This is a genomic window from Neorhizobium sp. LMR1-1-1.1 (genome assembly GCF_040675795.1).
GTDB classification, from domain to species: domain Bacteria; phylum Pseudomonadota; class Alphaproteobacteria; order Rhizobiales; family Rhizobiaceae; genus Neorhizobium; species Neorhizobium cellulosilyticum.
This window is the reverse complement of sequence record NZ_JBEGHE010000036.1, coordinates 146,266-164,025: the sequence shown is the minus strand read 5'-3', so window position 1 is coordinate 164,025 and position 17,760 is coordinate 146,266. Positions and strand designations below refer to the sequence as shown.

Annotated in this window: 14 protein-coding genes and 1 pseudogene; 8 read left to right on the top strand and 7 right to left on the bottom strand. The window is 60.5% G+C overall.

Translation table 11 applies throughout. The annotated features are described in order from the left end of the window. Positions 1–134: 134 nt before the first annotated feature. The 5 genes from MRBLMR1_RS21155 to MRBLMR1_RS21135 all read left to right on the top strand — a co-directional run bounded on the left by MRBLMR1_RS21155 (position 135) and on the right by MRBLMR1_RS21135 (position 5,135). Complete coding sequence (locus MRBLMR1_RS21155) at positions 135–647, top strand: hypothetical protein (protein WP_183685691.1); 513 nt, start codon at positions 135–137, stop codon at positions 645–647. Positions 648–951: 304 nt separating this feature from the next. Next, positions 952–2,556, top strand: coding sequence for an L-lactate permease (locus tag MRBLMR1_RS21150; protein ID WP_183685693.1), 1,605 nt, complete (start codon positions 952–954; stop codon positions 2,554–2,556). 36 nt (positions 2,557–2,592) lie between these two features. Further along, positions 2,593–2,982: a cupin domain-containing protein gene (locus tag MRBLMR1_RS21145; protein ID WP_112458259.1), complete on the top strand. Its 390-nt coding sequence runs from the start codon at positions 2,593–2,595 to the stop codon at positions 2,980–2,982. 182 nt (positions 2,983–3,164) lie between these two features. Further along, complete coding sequence (locus MRBLMR1_RS21140) at positions 3,165–4,289, top strand: iron-containing alcohol dehydrogenase (RefSeq protein WP_183685695.1); 1,125 nt, start codon at positions 3,165–3,167, stop codon at positions 4,287–4,289. A 117-nt stretch (positions 4,290–4,406) separates the two neighbouring features. After that, positions 4,407–5,135 (top strand): GntR family transcriptional regulator, encoded by a 729-nt coding sequence (locus tag MRBLMR1_RS21135; protein ID WP_148145122.1) that lies wholly within the window; start codon positions 4,407–4,409, stop codon positions 5,133–5,135. Positions 5,136–5,167: 32 nt separating this feature from the next. Here the strand turns inward: MRBLMR1_RS21135 and lplAB are convergent, their stop codons facing one another. From lplAB to MRBLMR1_RS21100, 7 genes are all read right to left on the bottom strand, one after another. Further along, the gene (lplAB, locus tag MRBLMR1_RS21130; RefSeq protein WP_148145121.1) at positions 5,168–6,217 is read right to left on the bottom strand and encodes a lipoate-protein ligase LplAB; all 1,050 of its coding nucleotides are present in this window, start codon (positions 6,215–6,217) and stop codon (positions 5,168–5,170) included. A gap of 44 nt (positions 6,218–6,261) precedes the next feature. Further along, the gene (locus MRBLMR1_RS21125) at positions 6,262–7,056 is read right to left on the bottom strand and encodes a MetQ/NlpA family ABC transporter substrate-binding protein (protein WP_148145120.1); all 795 of its coding nucleotides are present in this window, start codon (positions 7,054–7,056) and stop codon (positions 6,262–6,264) included. A gap of 340 nt (positions 7,057–7,396) precedes the next feature. Continuing rightward, complete coding sequence (locus MRBLMR1_RS21120) at positions 7,397–8,164, bottom strand: 5-formyltetrahydrofolate cyclo-ligase (RefSeq protein WP_148145119.1); 768 nt, start codon at positions 8,162–8,164, stop codon at positions 7,397–7,399. Between the two features lie 20 nt (positions 8,165–8,184). Next, the gene (locus MRBLMR1_RS21115) at positions 8,185–9,795 is read right to left on the bottom strand and encodes an ABC transporter permease (protein ID WP_500066057.1); all 1,611 of its coding nucleotides are present in this window, start codon (positions 9,793–9,795) and stop codon (positions 8,185–8,187) included. Further along, complete coding sequence (locus tag MRBLMR1_RS21110; protein ID WP_148145118.1) at positions 9,785–10,555, bottom strand: ABC transporter ATP-binding protein; 771 nt, start codon at positions 10,553–10,555, stop codon at positions 9,785–9,787. Before MRBLMR1_RS21110 ends, MRBLMR1_RS21115 begins: the two co-directional genes overlap by 11 nt. Further along, positions 10,555–11,526 (bottom strand): ABC transporter substrate-binding protein, encoded by a 972-nt coding sequence (locus tag MRBLMR1_RS21105; protein ID WP_148145117.1) that lies wholly within the window; start codon positions 11,524–11,526, stop codon positions 10,555–10,557. Before MRBLMR1_RS21105 ends, MRBLMR1_RS21110 begins: the two co-directional genes overlap by 1 nt. A 43-nt stretch (positions 11,527–11,569) precedes the next feature. Next, positions 11,570–12,307: a 5-formyltetrahydrofolate cyclo-ligase gene (locus MRBLMR1_RS21100; RefSeq protein ID WP_148145116.1), complete on the bottom strand. Its 738-nt coding sequence runs from the start codon at positions 12,305–12,307 to the stop codon at positions 11,570–11,572. Between the two features lie 100 nt (positions 12,308–12,407). Here MRBLMR1_RS21100 and MRBLMR1_RS21095 point away from each other — a divergent pair, with 100 nt between their 5' ends. The 3 genes and pseudogenes from MRBLMR1_RS21095 (at position 12,408) to MRBLMR1_RS21085 (ending at position 17,754) form a co-directional block, all read left to right on the top strand. Further along, positions 12,408–13,256 (top strand): MurR/RpiR family transcriptional regulator, encoded by an 849-nt coding sequence (locus MRBLMR1_RS21095; protein WP_148145115.1) that lies wholly within the window; start codon positions 12,408–12,410, stop codon positions 13,254–13,256. A 144-nt stretch (positions 13,257–13,400) separates the two neighbouring features. Beyond that, positions 13,401–14,636: an efflux RND transporter periplasmic adaptor subunit gene (locus tag MRBLMR1_RS21090; protein WP_500066053.1), complete on the top strand. Its 1,236-nt coding sequence runs from the start codon at positions 13,401–13,403 to the stop codon at positions 14,634–14,636. Next, positions 14,633–17,754: pseudogene (locus MRBLMR1_RS21085) on the top strand (efflux RND transporter permease subunit). The gene MRBLMR1_RS21090 and the pseudogene MRBLMR1_RS21085 overlap by 4 nt, the downstream one beginning before the upstream one ends. Positions 17,755–17,760 lie beyond the last annotated feature (6 nt).

Here is a 17,760-nt window from a genome sequence, read left to right as displayed (position 1 = left end):
CGGGTCGAAGTCGGACTGCTGCCCCGGCAAAGAATTGCGCAGTGGATATTCTGCTGACCCTCTGGCGGATTCTGGCTGCCGGGAACTTGTACTGAAAGTGAGCGTTAGGCCTGCATCTTTTGATGGAGGTTGTCATGCATGCGCAGTTCCTCGCAATTCTGACAGCAGCATTGGTCCTTCCAATGGGAATTGCCGGTTCGGCAACGGCCGCCGAAGGAGAGTTTTTGAAATCCATCGATGGAAAATGGTCAGGCAAGGGAACGGTTCTGACCCGGATCGGCGGAAAATCTGTTAATGTGAGCTGTAATGTAGATTTTTCTGCAGGCGCTGACGATCTTGCGATGCAGGGTTCCTGTCGCGCGCTTGCTGTCGTCAGCCGATCCATCTCCGCAGCGCTGAAGGCCTCCGGTACGCGTTATAGCGGAACCTACACAGGGCCTTCGGGCCAGCCCTCTTCGCTTTCGGGAACCCGGCAAGGAGATTCCATAAATCTGGCCGTGCGCTGGGCGAGGAATATCAACGGCGACCGTAAGGCGATGATGACAATCGCCAAACTTGGCGAAAACCGGCTGCGGTTGCAGACCATCGATAACGACCCGGCAAGTGGCAAGTCGGTCGTGACCAGCAGAATCGATCTGAGCCAGTAACCGCGTCTCACGCCATTCATTCCTTCGCTAGTCCCGCGATATGGGAACATTCGAGGCGGTTACCGTGCTGTCTGAATGATATCGACTGTGCTGATCTCAAATCATCTCCCAGCGTCAACTTGCCTCACTGCTGCGGCGGCTTGCGCACTTTCGATCAAATCCAACTGATATATAAGTATACACATCTTGCATGAGATGAGTTCTCTCATCGACCTGGACCGCTTTTAGGGGAGGCGTTTTTGGCGGGTGCAAGGCTTTGGGTTTGTGCCCGCGCTTGCGGGCAGCGTGGGGAGACGCGCCGAAAATGTTTCAACAGGTTTATGATCCGGTCGCTCAGTCGCTCGGGCTGAGTTCGTTCTTTGCGGCTTTGCCGCTTCTGACGATGTTCATGATGCTCGGAGGGTTCAGGCTTTCGCCGCAGCTTTCCGGTCTATGCTCACTTATCGTCGCGATGGGTGTTGCCATCATCATCTACGGCATGCCGGTTTCGGTGGCCGCCAATTCCGCGCTTTATGGTGCGGCATTCAGTATTCTTCCGATCATCCTGATCATCATCAACGCCATCTGGATCCACAACATGATGGTGAAGTCGGGATATTTCGACATCCTGCGGCGCAGTTTCGGGGTGATCAGCACCGACCTGCGTGTACAGTCGATCATCATCGCATTCTGCTTCGGCGGCCTGCTTGAGGCGCTTGCCGGTGCCGGTACGCCGATTGCGATTGCCGGCGTGATGATGGTGGCAATCGGCATGGATCCGCTGAAAGCCGCACTCTGCGCGCTTGTGGCCGATACCGCGCCGGTCGCCTTCGGCGCGCTCGGCGTTCCGATCACCACATTGGCCGCCGTTTCCAGCCTGCCTTATGACGAGCTGGGTGCGATCATCGGTCGCCAGACGCCGATCCTTGCAATGTTCATTCCGCTGATCCTCGTCTGGATCGTCGACGGCGGCAGAGGTCTTCGCCAGACATGGCTGCCCGCGCTGGTCGCCGGCTTTGCCTATGCCGTGACACAGTTCGTCAGCTCGTCCTGGATCTCGGTGCCCTTGACCGACGTTCTCGGCGCGCTTGCCGGTGCTGCGGCACTGGTCGCCTTCCTGCAGGTGTGGAAGCCGAAGGAAACTGTCGAATGCGCCATCGTCAATGAAGGCGAAAACTCGAAAATCCCGTTCAACAGCCGCAGTGTTTCGATCGCCTTCCTGCCCTATGTCGCGATCATCGTGATCTTCACGCTGTCGCAGCTCGGGCCGATCGCCCAGGCTCTGTCTGCCGGAGTCAGCAAGTTTGCATGGCCGGGGCTTGCCATTGTCAATCCGACCGGCGGGGCTATCGGCACGTCGCTGTCACTGCCATGGCTGCCGGGTACCGCCACGCTTCTCGGTGTCGCCGGCCTGTTCTCGATGCCTTTCCTGAAGGTTTCGGGCGGTGAGGCGGTGCAGACTTACGGCGCAACGCTCAAGCAGCTCAAATGGGCCATTCCGACGGTTCTCTGCGTGCTCGCCGTCGCATTCGTCATGAACTTTTCCGGACAGACCATCACGCTCGGGCGCTGGCTCGCCACGACCGGACATGCGTTCGCATTCCTGTCGCCGGCCATCGGCTGGATCGGCGTGGCGATTACCGGATCCGACAATTCCGCCAACGCGCTCTTCGGTGCTCTGCAGGTCGCGGCGGCTCATGAAACCGGCCTGTCACCCTCGCTTCTGGCTGCGGCCAACAGCTCCGGTGGCGTGCTCGGCAAGATGATTTCACCGCAAAGCCTGACAATCGGCGCCGCTGCGGTCGGCATCATCGGACGCGAAGGGGATATTTTCCGCAAGACACTTCCCTGGAGCATTGCACTGACGCTCGTCCTTTGCGCGATCGTCTACCTCCAAACGACACCTGTGCTTTCGTGGATGCTTCCATAAAGCTTTGGAATTGATGGATAAATAGGAGAAATAACGATGGTTTACAAAGCAACTAACAAATCGAAATACTGCTACACGATCGAGGATATTCCGCTGGTGCCGCTGACAGAACAGTCCAGCACGCGCTTCGTCGCTGCAGGCCCCGCCCTGCTCAGCTTCATCACCAACCCTCCCGGATGCGTATTTCCGATGCACAGCCATGAAGCCGTGCAGATCCTGGTCATTCTTGAAGGTACGGAAGAGCATACCTGCGGCGATGAAACCTTCCTGATGGAAGCCGGCGATGTCTGCGTCCATCCGTCGAATGTGCCGCATGGCGGCCGCACGACGACCGGTTTCCGCGGCATCGACATCTTCGTTCCGCCGCGGGAAGACTACCTGCAGCTGATGGCCAAGCATGGCCTTCCAATCGAGGGTCCTAAGTGATATATTAAAATTCAATAGGCTGTCTTTGGCGACCCCTAAGCGCTTTGATGGCTTGATCGGAGGAGCGGATAAGGGCGGGGCTGATCACCTCTCCAACTCCGCTCCTTTGTCTTGTCCAAGACGCGGAATTGCCGGCGGCCTATTGGTTTTTGAAGAACGTAAAAGATATTGGAGTGACAAAGATGACGGGTTCGAATTGGAATTTCAGCTTGCCGACCGCGGTTCATTTCGGTTGGGATCGCCTGTCGACCCTACCCGATATGATTTCGAATTTGGGCGGCCGTCATGTGTTTGCGATGATTGGACGCAGTTTCCTCAACCGCGTCGGCGAAGCCGGATTGAAGGAGCTGGTCGGCTCTGCCGAACTGACGATTTTTACCGATATCGAGGAAAACCCGTCGATCCTGACGGTCGATACCGCCGCCGCCCGCTGCCGCGAAAGCGGGGCGGATGTGGTCGTTGCGATCGGTGGCGGCAGTGTGCTGGATGCGGCCAAATGCGTGGCGCTGCTGCAGAAGAATGAAGGCTCCATCCGCGATTATCTTTACCGGGTGAAGAAGCCGGCAGGCCGTGGCCTGCCGCTGATTGCCGTGCCGACGACTGCCGGGACCGGCAGCGAGGTGACGCCGTTTGCCGTCGTTACCGACAAGGAAAAGAATGCCAAACCGGCGATTGCCTATCCGGAGTGCTTTCCGGATCACGCGATCGTCGATCCCGCGCTGACGCTCAGCATGCCGACGGCTGTGGCGGTGTCCACCTCGCTCGATGCGATGACGCAGGCGCTCGAAGGGTTCTGGTCGACCCGCGCCAACGACATGACGCGGGCGATGGCGTTTCGCGCGATCGTGCTGATCTTCCGCAATATCGAGGCGGCCTGCCTCGACAAGGACCGTGATGCTATCGAGCAGGTGACGCTCGGAAGCGTGATCGGCGGAACGCAGATGGCGATGATCGGCAATACGGCGCTGCATCCGCTCTCCTATCCGCTGACGCTGGATTACGATCTTCGGCACGGGCTGGCCTGCGCGATCTATGTTCCGGCCTTCCTGCGTTTCAACGAACCCGAGCTTGGGCCCTGGTTCGGCGATCTTCTGACGGTTCTCGGTTTCGGGACGGTCGAGGAATTCGCGGACGCTTTCGAAGCGAGGATGGAGAAGCTCGGCGCGCCGACACGTCTCTCGGCGCTTGGCGTCACACGGGAAGCTATCCCCGATATCGTCACGAACGGCGTAGGCCGGTCGACGGATTTCAATCCGCGCAAGCTGACTTCGGAAACCATGGTGGAAATCCTCGAAACCATGCTGTGATCTGAGCGCACCGCACCTTTGACAAGCCGATCGCTGCCGGGCCATGCTCGGCAGCAAAGAGGGGCGGATTCGCAAGTGCGGCCCGCAATACCAAGAACAAGTGGTGAGAAGGTCTATATGGAGGATACCAATCCCCCGCAGGAGCAGCGAAAAAACCTGGCGAGCATCCGCGACGAACTGGACCTGCGCAGTGCCAGCACCTCGGCGCTGATCTATCAGGTCCTGTGGAACGACATCGTCTCACTGCGCCGTTATCCGGGCGACCCCATCCTGGAGAAGGAGATCGCCGCGCAGTTCGGTGTCAGCCGCACGCCCGTGCGCGAGGCGATCCTGCGGCTGTCGAACGAAAAGCTGATCGAGATCCTGCCGCAATCGGGAACGTTCGTTGCGCGTATCGCGCTCGATACGCTGCCGGAGGCGATCGTTGTCAGAAAGGCGCTGGAGGACGTGACGGTGCGGGCGGCTGCTGTGAAAGCCAACAGGACGCAGATCGCTACGCTGCGCGCTAATCTCGAATTGCAGAAGGTGCAGGCGGCGGAAGCTGATTACGAAGGGTTCCGCAGGACCGACGACCTGTTTCATACGCTGATTGCCGAGGCGGCCGGATATCCCGGTATATGGGAGATCATCAAGTCGGTGAAGATCAAGGTGGACCGTTATTGCCACCTCAGCCTGCCGAAGCCGGGCCGCATCGCGCGGCTGATCAAGGAACATACGGCCATCTTTAATGCCATACGGGACCATGACCCCGACCGTGCGGCCGAGGCTATCCACACCCATCTCGATGCCATCATGACGGGCGTCGAGATGCCGGAAAACCTTGCGGTTTTTACCGTGACGCGGTGAGAACGCCCGGCGCCTCGGCGCCGGGATAGCAGTCACGGGATGTGGCGCAGCCACTCCTCGCGGCTAAATTTTTCGGCCGCGAGCTTTTCAGCTGCCGCATATTCCTCATCCGAAATCGTGCCCGGCGTGCCGCCGTTCAGCGAAACGAAGGTCTCCTTCATCCGGCGGATGATTTCCTCGCGCGGCAGGCCGGTCTGGCTGCGCAGCGGATCTACGCGCTTGACGGCGCTGGTCGTGCCCTTGTCGCTGAGCTTTTCGCGGCCGATGCGCAGGACCTTGACCATTTTTTCCGCATCCATGTCATAGGCCATGGTGACGTGGTGGAGGACGGCGCCGGAGGAAAAGCGCTTCTGCGCCGCGCCGCCGATCTTGCCCTTGGAGCTGGAGATGTCATTGAGCGGCTTGTAGAAGGCGTCGATGCCGAGCGACTGCAGCGCTTTCAGCGCCCAGTCATCGAGGAAGGCGTAGGAATCGGCAAAGCTCATGTCGCGCACCAGTTCGGCCGGTGCGTAGAGCGAATAGGTGACGCTGTTGCCCGGCTCGACCAGCATCGCGCCGCCGCCGGTGACCCGGCGGACGGTTTCGATGCCGAGTTCCGCCGTGGCTTCCATATCCACCTCGTTTCTCAGAGACTGGAAACCGCCGAGAATGATGGCGGGGCGTTCCCATTCCCAGAAACGCAGGCACGGGCCGCGGCGGCCGGAAGCGACTTCCTTGGCCAGAACCTCGTCCATCGCGAGATGCATGGTGGGGGTGAGCGCGGGCGTCTCGATGATCTGCCATTCGTAATCGCGCCATGTGCCGGTGACGCCGAGCGCGCGGCGGATGGCGATCGCGACGGCTTCTGGGCTGAAACCGATCATTTCGGCGCCGGTACGAAGACCGGTGCGGACAGCGGCGATAATGTCCTCCACCGTGGCCGATGCCGAGAGGCCTTCGAGGGAGGCGCGGATGTCTTCCAGCGCTTCTGCCGGTTCGAGGAAGAAATCGCCCGAGACCTGGACCTTCGAGAGGCGTCCATCGGCAATTTCGAGATCGACGACAACGAGCTTTCCGCCCTGAACCTTGTATTCACCGTGCATCTTCTGGCTTCCCAATCTGAAACTGTCTGCTTTTCGTCGCCCACTTACGGAAATGAAACGAGGTCTCCGTAAAGCGAGCGAAGCTTTGCCTTTACAGCGTCAGAACCGCGGTAGATGTCAATGAATTTGCGCAGGCGCGGATCGTCGCGCATGTCGGGCCGGGTGACGAACTGGAAGGCGTAGATTGGGTCGTTTTCGAAGATCAGGCCGGAGGCCGGATCGAGGCCTGCGAGTTTTGCGAAGGTCGGATAGGTCGCGGCGGCATCCACATCATCCAGCGCGCGGGCGATCTGCGGGCCGTCGAGCTGGGTGATCTGCAGCGGCTTCACCCACTTGACGACGTCTTCGAGCGTGGCGCGATGGCCGGTACCGGGCTTCAGTTCAACCAGCTTGGCCTGCTGGAGGAGGAGGAGCGAACGACCGGTGTTGACCGCATCGCCGGAGAAGGCGATCTGGGCGTTGTCGGGTAGGTCTTGCAGCGACTTGTATTTCTTCGAATAGAGGCCGAAGGGCGTGGCATATGCCGGGGCGACAGCGACAAGATCGCGGCCGCCGGCCTGATTGGTGAATTCCAGATAGGGGATGTGCTGGAAGAGGTTGGCATCCATCTCGCGATCAGCGACGGCCATGTTCGGCGTGTTCCAGTCGTTGAACTCGGTCAGTTCGACCTTGAGGCCTTGGGCCTTCGCCTCCTCGACGGCGACTTCTGCCGCCTGATTGGAAATGCTGGTGGCAAGCGCGATGCGCAGCGGCTTGTCGTCCTGCGCCATGCTGGCAGAGGCGGTGAGGGAGGATGCGATGAGGATTGCTGCCGAAAGAATATGCCGGAGAGAGACCATGGGTGTGCTCGCAAATGGGGTAGGCGCGGCGGCACTGTCACTGCACCGCAGTTTTGCGGTGCTTTACCCCTGTTTGGCGATGCAATCCATGGGGGAAATGAAAAATTATACTCGTTGAGTCAAGTTTTTCGATGGGAGCGAAGTTGCCGACGCTTTTTCCGGTAGCCGAGGACTACTGACAAAGCTGCTTTCGGGGAAGTTGGGTTGCCGCTCATGGTCCAAGCAAATCTCGGCGACACTGAACCGTAAGCCTTGCCAGTGATCTGGACTACCGACATTGCCGTCGGTAGTCGGTAGTCGGTAGTCGGTAGTCGGTAGTCGGTAGTCGGTAGACGAAAAATTATAGGCCCATGGCTTTCAGTTCCTGCAGCGGCGGGATGGTGTCGAACATGTGCTGGTCGAGGCGATCCCAGATGATGCCGCAGGTCGGCTTGTGCGGGCCCGAGACGTTGATCGAGCGGGTGGGCGTGAAGATTACGTCGACGACGGTGTCGTAGACATCGGGGTTGAGCTTTTCCGACAGGACCTGGCAGTCGTGGACGACGGCGGCGCAGGGGGTTTCGACGGAAATCTTGCCGAGCTGGTAGAGCATGCCCCATTCGGCATCGAAGAAACCGTGACCCTTGCCGAAGCGCACGCCTTCCAGATTGATCGCGCCGGTGCCGGTGACCATGTAGTCGACATTCGGGAGCTTGGTCTGGATATCAGCAAGGGTCATGTGCTCGCCGACGCGTTCCATGCCATCGAGGGTCGAGGCATAGAGATAGATTTCCGGCGCGATCTTCTTCGGGTCGAGCAGCCAGAAGCCGCGCTTGATCGAATAGGTGGTCATCAGCACCAGCTTGCCATCCTTCAGCGCCTGAAGGCGCAGCCGGTCGAGGCAGTTGTCGGGCGTGATGAAGATCAGGCGCGCGTCACGGTAATAGGGGTTGTCGAGTAAGCGCTCGACGGCCGCCTCACCGCCTTCGAAATCGGCGATGAATTCGCCGAAATCGAAATGAAAACGGCTGTCAGCGACGGCGACCTTTCGCAATTCGGTCCAGACGCGTTCGCGCACGGAAGACTTGTGATCGGCGATTTCAGCGTAATTGGACGTCTGAGGGGACATGGGGGTGCTCCTTTAAAACTTTAGGCGGCCGGCTGCATGCCGCGTTTGCGCAGCACCTGCCGTTCGATGACGATGACGATTTGGTAGAAGAGAACCGAGATGAGGACCGAGACCACGGCGACCGTCCAGATCATGCCGTAATCGAGATAACCTCGCGACTGGTTCAGAAGATTGCCGAGCCCGTTGCCGGTGGCGAGCCACTCGGCGATCATCACGCCCAAAAGCGCGCGTGGAACGGCAAGCCGCATGGCGGCGAAGAGATAGGGCAGGGATGCCGGGATCGAGACGAGCCTGAGCTGGGTGAAGGGGCTTGCGCCATAGGCGCGCACCACATCGAGCGCGCCGCGCGACACCATGCCGAGGCCTTGCGCCAGCGTAACGAAGGCCGGGAAGAAGGTGACCGAGATGGTGATCCACAGGATGACCGAAGGACCGCGGCCGAGAAGCAGCACGAGCAGCGGCGTCAGCGCCACGAGCGGCATGGTCTGCGTCACCAGTGCCACCGGCATGAACGAACGGACGATGCCGGGGCGCACGACCGAGGCGAGGGCAAGCCCGAAGGCGAAGGCGAGGCCGGCGGCCATGCCGATCAGCGTCATCGGCAGCGTCTGGCCGAGTGCTGCGAGAAGGCGGGTCTGCGCCGAGGTCGCCGATGGGGCGAGGAAGAGATAGTCGAAGACGCCAGCCGGAGTTTTGGCGATCATGGCCGGTGTGCCAAGGATTTTGAGCAGCAGCCACCAGACGATGAAGGGAAGTGCGATCGAGGCGAGTGTGATGGCGATTGTGGAAAGCCAGTTGCCTTCGGAACGGATGCCGGGCGGCGTTGCCGCGACGGTGACGGCGCGGGTGGAACGGGTGAGGCGGGCTTCTATGAGGGCGAAAATGCCGTAGGCGATCAGCGCCATGGCGGTGGCAGCAAGACCGATGCCCCAAAGACGGGCGGGATCGGCACGGCCGAGCGAGCCGATCAGATAGGCACCGAGGCCGAAACGGCCGCCGCCGCCGAATTCCGCCAGGATCGAGCCAAGCACGGCAGCGGGTGCCGCAATACGCAGGCCGGCGAGGATGGCGGGCAGGGCGGCGCGGATTTCGACAAGGCGCAGGAGGGCAAGACGGTCGCCGCCATAGGCGCGAACGACGTCGAGCATGCGCCTATCCGTCTGGCTGATGCCGGTGACGGTGGCGCTCATGGTGACGAAATAGCAGCCGAGCGCAGCCAGCACGACGCGCGGGGTCATGCCGGAAAAGGTCAGCACGAGGATCGGGGAGATGGCGATCGGCGGCAGCGCGAAGATCGCGACATTGAGGCCGCGACCGAGGCGTGCCGCAACCGGCGAAACGGCGAAGAGGATGCCGGCGAGGATGGCAAGGCCATTGCCGATCAAGAAGCCGAGTGACGCGCCTTGAAACGTGGCGAGGATATGGGCGGGATAATCACCGCGATCCGACCAGAAGCGGATAAGGACTTCGGACGGAGCAGGCAGTGCGCCGCCGGCGACGAGCTTGAAACGGCCGAGCACTTCCCAGAGGACAAGCAGGATTGCTGCGTTTCTGAGCGCGGACCAGTGGCGGAAACCGCTGGTTCCCCTGGTCATACCCGAAGAAGCCTTCAGCGCCGTCTCAGTGGCCATCCAGCGCCTCCGCGACCTGATCTTCGAGGGCGTGGAATTCCGGTGTGGTAAACACTTCCGGCAGGCGAGGGCGCGCGAGCGGGATGTCGACGATCTTGCCGATGCGGCCCGGTCGGCTTTGCATGACGACGACACGGTCGGCGAGGAAAACGGCCTCGTCTATGCCGTGGGTGACGAGCAGGGTCGTCGCGCGGTTTTCCATCCAGATGCGCTGCAACTCGATATTCATCTGGCGACGAAGAATTTGATCGAGCGCGCCGAACGGTTCGTCGAGGAAAAGAACCTTGGGATCGGTGACGAGGGCACGGGCGATGGCGACGCGCTGGCGCATGCCGCCTGAAAGTTCGCCGGGAAGCGCCTTTTCGAAACCCTTGAGGCCGACGAGTGCGATCAGTTCGGCGATCTTGGCGGTAAAATCGGCGCGTTTGCGGCCGAGCACGTCGAGCGGCAGGGCGATATTGTCCTCGACACTGCGCCAGGGCATCAGCGCGGCATCCTGAAAGGCGACGCCCGTCAAGCCGGCTTTTGCCGCCTGCTGCGGTTTCATGCCGGCAATGCCGATCTCGCCCGATGTCGCGTCATCGAGGCCGAGTGCCAGGCGCAGCATGGTGGACTTGCCGCAGCCGGACGGGCCGATCAGCGCCGTGAACGAGCCTGCGGGGCAATCGAGAGAAACATTGTCGAGCGCCTGAACGACAGTCCCGCGCCCCTGAAAGGAGCGCGAGACGGTTTCAAGCGCAATGCCGGTTTGAGAGGTCATCAAACTTCTTCGAGAACGGTGGTGTCGAAGTGTTCGCGCTTGGCGGTGATGCCGACGGCGGCAAGTGCCTCGATATTGGCGGCGATCGCCTCCTCGCTCATCGAGAAGATGCCCTTGGCATTTTCGATCAGCGGCTTCTGCGCAGTGTTGAAATAGACCTCGTTCTCGATCGAACGGCCGGTGCCCTTGAACCAGGTATCGGCAAAGGTCTTCGGGAAGGCTGCCGGATCCTTGAGGTTTTCTTCCCAACCCTTGCGGCTGGCCTTGAGGAAGGCGACGATTTCCTTGCGCTTGGCCTTCAAGGTTTCTTCGGTGACGACGACGGTGTCGTTGAAGATGGTGAAGCCGAAATCATAGAGCAGGAAGGAGGTTGCTTCTTCGCCGGCCTGCTTGATGGTGAAGGGAACGTTGGTGGTGAAGTCGACGGAAGCGTCGATCTCGCCCTTGATCAGCGGGGTCGGGTCGTAGGCGTAAGGCACGATGTTGACCTGTGCGCGGTCGATGCCCGAAATTTTCAGCATGGCTTCGACAGAGATGACGTTGACCGGCGGAACGGCGAGCGTCTTGCCGATCAGGTCCTTTGGCTCCTTGATCGGGTTCTTGGCGAGAGACACGATGCCGATCGGGTTCTTCTGGTACTGGGCACCGATGATCCTGAACGGTGCGCCCTGTTCGACGATCGCCTTGATCGTGGTGTCGGGGGTGGTGAGCGTCAGGTCGGCCTTGCCGGCGATGATCGAGCTTTCCGGGATGACGTCCGGGCCGCCGGAGAGATATTCCAGCTCAAGGCCTGCTTCCTTGTAATAGCCCTTGTCGGCGGCGAGGAAATAACCAGCGAATTCGGCATCGTTGATCCACGAGGCCTGGAAGTTGAACGGGGTGGCGGCGGAAGCCATGCGGCCCATCATCGGCATGGTCGCGGCGGCGCCCATCAGGCCCATGAAATGGCGACGGTTGAGGGAAAGATGCATCGGGCTGTTCCTTATTGTCGGGGTGAAGTCTTGAAACTCTGGGTCAGGCGATGCCGCGCATGCGGGCAAGCTCTTTCAGCGGCGGCGTATCGGCGATCTCGTCGCGCGTCAGCTGCTCCCATTTGATGCCGCGGGGGCGCCGGTTGTGGCGCTCGACCGTTGCAAGGCGGCTCGGGGTGGCGATGAAATCCACCTGGATGTCGGTTTCGCTGGGGCTCAGCTGTTCATCGACCACCTGCACGTCATGGACGATTGCCGCGACCGGCGTCTTTTCGTCTACGAGGCCCAGATCGGTGAACATGCCCCATTCGAGATCGAAATAGGTGTGGCCCTTGCCGAAACGAATGCCGTCCTTGGTCACAGCCGATGCGCCGGTGGCAAGCAGGTCGAACCGGCCGATCCCGGTCAGTTCCTCAAGGCTGATGGGGCGGGCAAAATACTCCATTCCATCCAGCCATGCCGCAAATGGGGCGGCTTCCGGCGGAACAATGCCGCGGGCCATGTAGAGAAAACCGCGCTGCATGTTGTAGGTCGACATGACGAAGGCTTTGCCCTCGACGATCAGCCGGCGGCGCAACTCGGTCATGGAATTGTCGGGTGTGACGAAGGCGAGTTTGGAGTGGGCGAAGGCCGGCAGGGCCGTCAGCCGATCGGTCGCCTGCTCGACGCCTTCGAAATCGGGAATGAACTCGCTGAAGCTTAGATGGAAGCGCGTGTCAGGGCGTGCGACAGCCTTAAGGTTGTCCCATATTCTCTGACGGATGACGCGTGGTTGTGCCATCATGGCCTCTGTTTCAATGTTTCATAATTGTGAAACAATAGTTTCATTGTTGCAAGAGGGGTGCTAATCTTTTTATGCAGAGCGGCAAACCGGAGAAATCATGGCCTCGCGTCTCGTCTTGCGCATTCAGGAACGCTACCAGCGGCTGACGGCCGGTGAGCAAAAGCTTGCCCAGCTGATCCTCGACCGGCAGGACGATATCCTGACACATTCGGCAACCGAGATCGCAGAGATGGCCGGAGTATCGAAGGCAACCGCCGCGCGTTTCTTCCAGCATCTCGGCTATGCGGATTTTAACGAGGTAAAGCTTCAAGCGCGTGAAGAGCGCAACCGCACGGAGCCTTACGGCTATTCCGTGACGCAGTCGGAACAGGTGGCGCTGGGGCGTACGATCGGTGCGCATCTGGAACTGGAACTGAAAAACCTCACCAAGACATTTGAGGAAATGCGCTCCGACAAGGTGCGGCAGGCCGCCGAACTGATCGGTGCTGCGCCAAAAGTTTGGGTTCTCGGGCTTGGTGTGGAAGAGGGTGTGGCGCGCTATGCGAGGCTGGTCTTTTCGCGTCTCAGGCACAGCGTCATGATCCTCGGCATCAACCAGGGCTCCTGGGCGGAAGATCTTGCAATGACCGGGCCGAAGGACGTACTGCTTCTGGTGACCTTGCCACCGCACCAGCCGATCCTGAAACCGATCCTCAGCCATGCTGCGACGAGCCGTCTCAATATCATCACCATTACCGACCGAAATTCGATGCTGGAAGCGCAGCGATATTCGAATGTCGTATTACCCTGCCATGTGGCGAGCTTCGCGCTCGGCCCCTCGCATACGACTATTCTGAGCACAGTGAGGCTGCTGGCGCTGACCTATGCGGCGCATGCCGGGCGTTCGGCCCAGCAACGCGCCGAGATTATCTCGGCAATCCATGAAGAGCTTGGCGATCTTTACTGATCGAATGTTACGTTTTTGCTTCATGAGATCCCGCGCATCCTTACCAAGATTTAATCCGCAGGCCGCTGTGTTCGCTGGCTTTTCGCCGTTTTGAGCGCAATATCCTCCTCCACAGAGGCAAGGCCCTGATGGAGAACTACCGGCATGAAGAAGATCTGGATCGTGGCTTGTTTTGCCGTAGTGGCAGCTGCCGGATGGCATTTTCGAGCGCAGCTTCCCTTTCTCGATCAGCTCAATCCGCAAGCTTCGGCGGGTAAGACGGCAGCAAACGAGCAATCGCAGGATGGTGGCCGGAACGGGCAGCGTGGGCGAGGCAATGGCCAGCCCCCGGCAGTCAAGACCGTTGCTGCCGTGAAGATGGCTTTGCCGCTCGATGTCACTGCCACGGGGGCAGCTGTTGCCGATGAAAACACCACGATCGCCGCCCAGGAAGCCGGATCGGTGCTGTCGATCACCGCGCATGACGGCGATGTCGTCAAGGCCGGCGACCTGATCGCCAAGCTGGATGATCGCAGCCTTGTGGCGGTACTCGACAAGGACAAGGCACTGCTGGCGCGGGATCAGGCAACGCTGAGGGGGGCCGAGACCGCGCTTGCCCGGGCGAAAACGCTCGTCGATCGCAGTGCCGGCACGCAGCAATCGGTCGACGAGGCGCAGGCCACGCGCGATACCAGCGCCGCAACGGTCCAAAGCGACAAGGCAACGATCGCAGCCGATCAGGTCAATTTAGAGCACACCGAAATCCGCGCGCCTTTCGAAGGGCGTCTCGGCGATATCGCGGTCAGTGTCGGTGCCTATCTCGGGGTCGGATCCACCGTGGTGACGATCGAGAAATATGACCCGATCTATGTCAGCTTTCATCTGCCGGAAGGGTATCTCGGTGAATTGCGCCGGGGATTTTCGGGTAGTGAAATTACCGTCGATGCGCTGCCTCAGTCTTCGTCGGATGAGGTCGTTTCCGGCAAGCTCAGCTTCTTCGACAACACGGTGGACACGGCCTCGGGTACCATTCTGGCAAAGGCGCAGTTCGATAATCCGGGTGGAGAGCTATGGCCTGGCCAGTCCGTCAACGTGACGGTGCATTTCAACGGCGGTGAAGAGAATATCGTGGTGCCGACCGTTGCGGTCAATCCGGGTGCCGACACTCCCTTCATCTACACGATCGGGGATGACAGGAAGGCTCACAAGACGCTGGTGACGGTTTCCCGCTCCAACGGAAGCGATACGGCAATCACCAAGGGGATAGAGGACGGTGCTCACGTTGTCGTGGAAGGGCAGTCGCAGCTTGCCGATGGGGCGACGGTTCATGAGGATTTTTCGAACGCCGGCCGGGAAACTGCCTCGGTCAATAGCGTGATTGAACCGGGGGCAAGCAATTGATCTCCGAATTCTGCATCAGGCGTCCCGTCGCCACCACGCTTCTTGCCATCGGCGCGATATTGGCCGGTCTTGCCGGATACCGGATGTTGCCGGTCGCGGCATTGCCGCAGGTGGATTTTCCGACGATCAATGTGTCCTCGTCGTTGAGCGGCGCTTCGCCCCAGACGATGGCGACGGCGGTTTCCACGCCGCTGATCAAGAAATTCGAGACCATTCCGGGCATCAGCGAAATCAGCGCGACCAACTCGCTCGGCAGTTCCTCTATCGTGCTGCAATTCGATCTGAGCCGCAATATCGATGCCGCCGCCGCCGACGTGCAGGCGGCGATCTCGCAGGCAAGCCGGCAATTGCCGGACAACATGACGACGGCGCCGAGCTATCGCAAGACCAACCCGGCGGATGCGCCGGTGCTGCTTCTGACCGTCAAAAGCGACAGCCTGCCGCCGAGCAAGGTGGACGAGATCGCCGAGAACGTCATCTCGCCGACGCTTTCGACACTGCCCGGCGTTGCCGAAGTGTCGATCTTCGGGGCGAAGACCTATGCCGTTCGTGTCGAGGTTGACCCGGACAAGCTGCAGGCGCGCGGGCTCGGTGTGCAAAGCGTGACAAACGCGATCGAGGCCGCCAACAGCCAGGCGCCGGTCGGCTCGCTGCAGAATGGCAGCCAGAAGCTGACGATCAATGCCGACACCCAGCGCACCAACGCGCAAGAATTCCGTTCGCTGGTGATCGCCTCGCCCAACGGTGCGCCGATCCATCTCGGGGACATCGCGCGGAGGACAGTGTCGAAAACCTCGATGCGGGCAGCTGGTATGACGGCCAGTCGGCCATCGTGCTTGCCGTGCAGCGCCAGCCGGATGCGAATACGGTTGCCGTCGTCGATGCGGTGAAAGCCAAGCTGCCGGCGCTGACGGCAGAGCTTCCGGCATCGGTGCAGCTCAATGTGATGAACGACTCGTCCGTTTCGATCCGTGAATCGATCTCCGATGTGCAGTTCACGCTCGGGCTGACGATCGCGCTGGTCGTGCTGGTGATCTATCTCTTTCTCGGGCGTGTTTCGGCGACGATCGTGCCGGCGCTTGCGGTGCCGCTGTCGCTGGTCACGACGTTCGGGGCCATGTACCTGTTCGGCTACAGTATCGACAATATCTCGCTTCTGGGGCTGACGCTTTCCGTAGGCCTCGTGGTCGACGACGCGATCGTGATGCTCGAAAACATCATGCGGCATATCGAGGACGGCATGCCGGTGCGGCAGGCGGCGCTGCAGGGGGCCGCGGAGGTCAGTTACACGATCGTCTCGATGTCTATCTCGCTGATTGCCGTGTTCATCCCGATCCTGCTGATGGGCGGGGTGGTCGGCCGGCTGTTCAACGAATTCGGCATGGTGGTTGCCCTTGCGATCGTCGCTTCGGCCGTTGTGTCGCTGACGGTGACGCCGATGCTCGGATCGCGGATGTCGGACCGGCATCACCGCCCAAGCCTGATCGTCAGGATATTCGATCGCGGTTTTGAGAAGACGTTGCGCGGTTATGATCGCTCGGTCGGCTGGTGTCTCAGGAACCGGACGGTGATCATGCTGGTCTTCCTGGCTTCGGTCGGTGGCTCGATCTATCTGTTCAAGACGCTGCCGAGCAGTTTCTTCCCGACCGAGGATATCGGCAGGCTTTCGGTTTCGACGCGTGCGCGCGAAGACATTTCCTATACGGCGATGCGTGATCTGCAGGCTCAGGTCGTGGCTGCGATCCGCGCCAACCCGGCGGTCAACCATGTGACCTCCACGGTCGGCGGCAACAGCCGAAGCCCGCTCAATAACGGCACGATCTTTGTCGAGCTGAAAGACCGTGACGCAAGGCCGCCATTGCAGCAGACGCTGCAGGAACTGCGGCAGGTGACGGGCAGGATCGCCGGTATAAGAGCTTTCATCACGCCGCAGCAGAGCCTGCGTTTCGGCGGGCGCAGCACGGCCAGCCAATATCAGCTCGTCGTCCAGGCCGTAGATGTGGACGATACGAATGAATGGTCCGGCAAGCTGCAGGATGCAATGCGCAAGGACCGGCAGCATTTTACCGACGTGACGTCGGATGCGCAGAACAACGCGATCGAGGCCGATATCAAGGTCGATACGGAAAAGGCCGCCCGTTTCGGCATTACCGACGATACGCTGCGCAAATCGCTGCAGATGGCGTTCGGCGGATATAACGCTGCCGAAATCCAGTCGACGGGTGACAGTTACGAGGTGATCGTCGAGTTCGACACCAGCCGGGAGTGGAACGACCAGTTGCTGCAGCAGGTGCGGGTCATGTCGTCCAACGGCACGCTGGTGCCATTGTCGAACTTTGCCCATGTGGAGCGGAAAACCGCGCCGGTGACGATCAGCCAGACAGGCCAGCTCGTTTCGACGACGATTTCGTTCAACCTGCCGGAGAATGTCTCGCTCAGCGATGCGACGGCGGCGATCGACCAGATCAAGGCATCGATGGATATGCCGGCCGACGTGTTCACTTCATACGGCGGCACGGCGCAGATTTTCCAGCAGAGCCAGGGCAATACGCCGCTTTTGATCCTTGCGGCGGTTCTCACCATCTATGTCGCGCTCGGGGTGCTTTATGAAAGCTTCATCCATCCGCTGACGATCCTTTCCGGCCTGCCGGCGGCGGCATTCGGCGCGCTTCTGGCGCTGAAACTGTTCGGTTTCGACCTCTCGATCATCGCATTGATCGGGCTTCTGATGCTGATCGGCATCGTCAAGAAGAACGCCATCATGATGATCGACGTGGCGGTGGAGACGATGCGGGAAAAGGGGGAGAGTGCGGCTGCCGCGATCCATGAGGCGAGCGTGCGCCGTTTCCGGCCGATCATGATGACGACCTTCTGCGCGCTGCTCGGGGCTTTGCCGATCGCGATCGGCGGCGGGGCGTCTTCGGAGCTTCGCCAGCCGCTCGGCGTCGCGGTGGTCGGTGGCCTGATCGTCAGCCAGGCGCTGACGCTGTTCATCACGCCGGTGATTTTCGTCGAGATGGACCGTTTCGGCCGGTTCCTCAGTCGCCTTGGCCGGCGGAAAGATGAGGAGCGGAGCGAGACGAACGACGATCATCGCCCGGCAATCGCCGCAGAATGAAAGCGG

What these genes read in the sequence shown, in the direction of transcription:
- MRBLMR1_RS21135 (WP_148145122.1), top strand. Translation starts at nt 4,407, where the DNA reads ATGGAGGATACCAATCCCCCGCAGGAGCAGCGAAAAAACCTGGCGAGC.
- MRBLMR1_RS21115 (WP_500066057.1), bottom strand. Translation starts at nt 9,795, where the DNA reads ATGGCCACTGAGACGGCGCTGAAGGCTTCTTCGGGTATGACCAGGGGA.
- MRBLMR1_RS21125 (WP_148145120.1), bottom strand. Translation starts at nt 7,056, where the DNA reads ATGGTCTCTCTCCGGCATATTCTTTCGGCAGCAATCCTCATCGCATCC.
- MRBLMR1_RS21090 (WP_500066053.1), top strand. Translation starts at nt 13,401, where the DNA reads ATGAAGAAGATCTGGATCGTGGCTTGTTTTGCCGTAGTGGCAGCTGCC.
- MRBLMR1_RS21155 (WP_183685691.1), top strand. Translation starts at nt 135, where the DNA reads ATGCATGCGCAGTTCCTCGCAATTCTGACAGCAGCATTGGTCCTTCCA.
- MRBLMR1_RS21120 (WP_148145119.1), bottom strand. Translation starts at nt 8,164, where the DNA reads ATGTCCCCTCAGACGTCCAATTACGCTGAAATCGCCGATCACAAGTCT.
- MRBLMR1_RS21140 (WP_183685695.1), top strand. Translation starts at nt 3,165, where the DNA reads ATGACGGGTTCGAATTGGAATTTCAGCTTGCCGACCGCGGTTCATTTC.
- MRBLMR1_RS21095 (WP_148145115.1), top strand. Translation starts at nt 12,408, where the DNA reads ATGGCCTCGCGTCTCGTCTTGCGCATTCAGGAACGCTACCAGCGGCTG.
- MRBLMR1_RS21110 (WP_148145118.1), bottom strand. Translation starts at nt 10,555, where the DNA reads ATGACCTCTCAAACCGGCATTGCGCTTGAAACCGTCTCGCGCTCCTTT.
- MRBLMR1_RS21100 (WP_148145116.1), bottom strand. Translation starts at nt 12,307, where the DNA reads ATGGCACAACCACGCGTCATCCGTCAGAGAATATGGGACAACCTTAAG.
- lplAB (WP_148145121.1), bottom strand. Translation starts at nt 6,217, where the DNA reads ATGCACGGTGAATACAAGGTTCAGGGCGGAAAGCTCGTTGTCGTCGAT.
- MRBLMR1_RS21150 (WP_183685693.1), top strand. Translation starts at nt 952, where the DNA reads ATGTTTCAACAGGTTTATGATCCGGTCGCTCAGTCGCTCGGGCTGAGT.
- MRBLMR1_RS21105 (WP_148145117.1), bottom strand. Translation starts at nt 11,526, where the DNA reads ATGCATCTTTCCCTCAACCGTCGCCATTTCATGGGCCTGATGGGCGCC.
- MRBLMR1_RS21145 (WP_112458259.1), top strand. Translation starts at nt 2,593, where the DNA reads ATGGTTTACAAAGCAACTAACAAATCGAAATACTGCTACACGATCGAG.